This window comes from Endozoicomonas sp. SESOKO3, assembly GCF_024606255.1.
This window is the reverse complement of record NZ_JAHHPR010000119.1, coordinates 1-1216: the sequence shown is the minus strand read 5'-3', so window position 1 is coordinate 1216 and position 1216 is coordinate 1. Positions and strand designations below refer to the sequence as shown.

General features: G+C 48.9%; 1 protein-coding gene. It reads left to right on the top strand.

Features of this window, described 5'->3' with window-relative positions; genetic code table 11:
* Positions 1–27: 27 nt before the first annotated feature.
* The coding region (locus KDK18_RS02200) for a transglutaminase-like domain-containing protein (RefSeq protein WP_257252879.1) at positions 28–1216 on the top strand (1189 nt) is incomplete at its 3' end.

Sequence of the window (1216 nt, the reverse complement as noted above, 5' to 3'; positions counted from 1 at the left end):
CAACTATGGCCTGCGTTTTGGTATCAGATGAGTGGTCTGGTGAACCATCGAGTTGAGGGTAGTATTGAGGGCAGTATTAACGAAGCGTCAGTTGTTGGCGGTGATAACGCTCCTGAGCCATACAATCCGGAAGTCGAAGAGAAAGAGGCTCCGGCAATAGACCAGAGAACGAACTATGAGTGCTTTGACAGGCCAGAACTGTACGATTTCAGAATTTTTGATACGCAGGACTATTCTTGCGTGATGTATCGGTGGTGGGCAAAGGATATTTTTGTGTCTGAACAGGGTGCTGTCAAAGAGATCGCTCTTAATGATAAAGACATTTACGGGGTCGAAACCCTCACACCGGCCCGGTTACCAGGGCGTGACCAGCCAGTGTCATTAGCCAGCGATCAAACGCTGGCAACCTTTGACTGGACATCCGGCAGTGGTCGATATGCATTGCCCAGCCTGACGCCTGACGACTATATAGTGGCCCTGCGCATAGAGCCGGATGTGCCATACACGCTGGTCAGGAATCAATATACCGGGCTTCACACGCTGTCTGTTGCAGTGGCCGAAACCAAACAGAAAATTCAGTTTGCTTATGTCGTAGAACACAGAGGAGCGTGCAGAAAAACACGTACCAGAGGAGTCCGGTCTGCGCAATCAACACGTTTTGACGCCCGCTGTTCCCAGGGTATGAAAACAGTACTGAAGGAAGTGTTTGAGAACATTAACCGACAGCCACTGAAAGTACGGGAGCCTTTGCGAACAATACAAAAGGCTAAAAACATGAAGCAACGCATTGTGGCGATCAAGGATTATTGCAAACAGTTTTCCGGTAATGCTATACCAGAGCGCCATAAGAATTTCTTTCGATTCCTCGTCACACAACGGCAAGGTAGCTGTCGTCATCGTGTATCTGTTTTTGTTGCTCTTTGTCGTTATTTTGGTATTCCAAGTCGGAAAATTTCTAACATTAACCACAGCTTTGCAGAGTATTCCGTGGATGGAGGCCAAACCTGGGACGCAGCGGATCTGGGCGGGGCGCCTGCCGATGTAATAGAAATCAAATCTGACTTCCAGCTCACCGGTAAGGTCAGTCTTTCCAGCAGTGATTCAAAGAAGGTCAAGGATGTCCTGAAGAGTGTCCTGAAAGGTGCGGATTCAGCACAACAGCAAACTCTGGCTAAAGCATGCGGCATAGCCCTTGAGGAACTGAGCACAGCCCTTG